Source organism: Streptomyces milbemycinicus (genome assembly GCF_002154605.1).
GTDB lineage: Bacteria > Actinomycetota > Actinomycetes > Streptomycetales > Streptomycetaceae > Streptomyces > Streptomyces milbemycinicus.
Genome location: NZ_MUNE01000908.1, coordinates 1 through 2,217 on the forward strand (window position 1 = coordinate 1; position 2,217 = coordinate 2,217).

Genomic DNA, 2,217 nt, shown 5'->3' on the forward strand with positions numbered 1-2,217 from the left:
ACCCCGGCGAGGCCCGCCCGCGCTGTGGTCAACTTCCCCCTATGGAGGCAGTTCTGGCGAGTTTCATAGCCGTGCTTGGCACGGTGTTGGGGTCCGGCGTCACCTACGTCTTCCAGCGGCGGACCACCGAACGCGGCGAGCACTTCGCCCGGGCGGAGAAGCTGCGGCAGGAGCGGATCGACGCGTACTGCGCATACGCGGGGGCGCTGCTCAACTACCGCCGGGTGCTGGTCCACCGGTGGTACGTCACCCACGAGAACCGCCCCGACGAGGACACCCCGGAGCTGCGGGAGCAGGTCTACGAGTTGCGCTACGCGGCGCAGGAGGCGATGTTCCGTGCGCAGATGCTCTCGGACGACCCCGCACTCGTGGAACTCTCCGAGCGGATCATGGAGCACGTCACCGAGCTGCACCGGGCCGAGGACCGCGACCGGCTGACCGACATCCGCGAGCGGTCCCGGCAGGCCGTCCGCGACTTCATCGCCGCCGCGACGCCGCATGTCCGCTGAGTCGGATCGGCGCCTCCCCCACCCCCTTACAAAAAAACGCTTGACCAAGGTCAAGCGTTTTTTTCAAGGGGTGGGGGTCCGGAGACCGGCACCGCGTTCCGTGGCGGGCTCAGGCCGTGACATCGCGGCGCGCGAAGACGGTGCCGGCGACCGCCGCCGCGACGACGACGTAGGCGGCTACGGTGAGCAGCGCTCGGGCCATGCTCACCTCCGACGTCCCGCCCTGCCCCAGCGTCTCGAGGAGGAGTCCGGGGAAGAACCGCCGGCCCGGGTCCCACGCGTCCCCGATGAGGTGTTCGGCGGGCCCGGCCCACGCGATGCCGACGGCGAGGGCCAGGGGAACGGAGCGCAGCAGCACCGCGATCAGCATGGCGAGCACGGCATAGCCGGTGACCCACGCCAGTACGGACGCGTAGTCGGTGACGGCCGCGCCGAGGGCGTCGGCGCCGGTCCACGCGTCGGTCGAGACGTCGTAGCCGGACGCCATGAACCGGGCGGCAAGCCATGTGGCGACCTCGCCGCACGCCAGGGCCGCGGCCGCGAAGGCCAGCAGCGCCCCCAGCCTGCCGATCAGCAGGCTCGTCCGCTTGGGCTGCCGGAAGAGCATCGTGCGGTAGGTGCCGCGGGAGAACTCCAGGCTGAACAGGCCGACGAACAAAGCGAACACGAGGGTGCCGGAGAAGGCCGCGACGGCGCGGAATATCTCGGTGCCGCCACCGGCCCCGGCAAGGGTCTCCAGCGTCGGCGTCATGCTGTTCGGGGACATCTCCGATGCGGGCTCGGCGCCGCCCAGCTCGATCGCCGCGCCGCCGACAGAGCTCGCGAGGACCACGACGATCGTGGTGATGAGCACCCTGCGGCGGATCAGCCTGGCCAGTTCGGCACGGAATGAGCGGATCACGCGACGTCTCCCTCGATGAGTCGGAGGTAGGTGGATTCCAGGGTGGGCCGGTGGACCGTGAGCTCGGCCAGCACGATGCCCGTCGCGAAGGCGGCGCGGTTGAGAGACGCGGCCATCTGCCGAGGGTCGCGGTGGTCGATCGACACCGTGAGCCGGCTCCCGTCGCTCTTGGGCTCCAGCCCTTCGGCGGCGACGATGTCGGCGAGGACCGGGAGATCCGAGCCGTCCGCGGGGGCCAGGAGGATGTCGTTGCCGGTCCGGCCGGCGAACTCCCGCGCTGAGCCGGCGTAGACGAGCGTTCCCTGCTCGATGATGAGGAGCCAGTCGCAGACCTGCTCCAGCTCGTTGAGGATGTGGGAGGACACCAGCACAGTGCGGCCCTCGGCCGCGATCCGCGCGATGAGGTCGCGCATGTCGATCATGCCGACCGGGTCGAGGCCATTGGTCGGCTCGTCGAGAATCAGCAGCTCGGGGTCGCCGAGCAGAGCGGCGGCGATGCCGAGCCGCTGCTTCATACCGAGGGAGTACCTGCCGTAGCGGTCGCGCGCCCGATCGGCGAGGCCGACGAGTTCGATGACCTCGGGGATGCGGCGCTCGTCGTGGCCGCCGAGCCGGGCGAGCACCCGCAGGTTCTCCACGCCGGTCAGCGCGGGCCACATGGCCGGTCCCTCGAGCAGGGCGCCCACGCGGCCCAGGTAGCGCTCGGGGTGGTGGATCGACCGTCCGAGGACGGTGGCGTTCCCGGAGGTCGGGCGCACGAGGCCGAGAAGCATCGCCATGGTGGTCGTCTTGCCGGCGCCGTTCGGG

At 70.8% G+C, this 2,217-nt stretch carries 3 protein-coding genes; 1 reads left to right on the forward strand and 2 read right to left on the reverse strand.

The window, feature by feature from the left end; genetic code table 11:
- Positions 1 to 509 (forward strand): hypothetical protein (locus CCN51_RS48700; RefSeq protein WP_342749425.1); only part of this gene is annotated, 509 nt, incomplete at its 5' end.
- 109 nt (positions 510 to 618) lie between these two features.
- On the opposite strand, the gene CCN51_RS48705 is transcribed toward CCN51_RS48700, so the two are convergent.
- Together CCN51_RS48705 and CCN51_RS48710 are read right to left on the reverse strand one after the other, a co-directional pair.
- Positions 619 to 1,410 (reverse strand): ABC transporter integral membrane protein, encoded by a 792-nt coding sequence (locus CCN51_RS48705; RefSeq protein ID WP_014177396.1) that lies wholly within the window; start codon positions 1,408 to 1,410, stop codon positions 619 to 621.
- On the reverse strand, positions 1,407 to 2,217 hold an 811-nt coding region (locus CCN51_RS48710; RefSeq protein ID WP_086861075.1), incomplete at its 5' end, for an ABC transporter ATP-binding protein. The genes CCN51_RS48710 and CCN51_RS48705, both read right to left, overlap by 4 nt.